Here is a 273-nt window from a genome sequence, read left to right as displayed (position 1 = left end):
AAATGAACCTACAGGTATTCCGTCAGGTAGGCGCTAATTTTGACGGATATGCCTCAAAAACATTGGAAAAAAGTGATTTTAGTGGACGATCTTATACCTGGACCCCAAGAAACCTTCCTGGAGGAACTTATAAAATCTTCTGGCAAACCAAAAGTAATAATCAACCATTTGACAATATTAACACTGTACCTGATGCCTTTGGTGAGAGTGCGCCTTTTACCCTTACCACTCCTCCTGCCCTATCTGTTTCTGGGAATCCTACTCCTGTGCAAT

1 protein-coding gene is annotated in these 273 nt (G+C 41.8%); it reads left to right on the top strand.

Annotation, left to right across the window (positions count from 1 at the left end; all coding sequences use genetic code 11):
* Positions 1–273: hypothetical protein (locus ACXAGJ_RS24810; RefSeq protein ID WP_474843902.1), on the top strand; the 273-nt coding region annotated here is incomplete at both ends.

The sequence above is a fragment of the Aquimarina sp. AWH4_224 genome (assembly GCF_056160245.1).
Note: the sequence above shows the minus strand (reverse complement) of the source record. Positions and strands in the feature narration are given on the sequence as shown.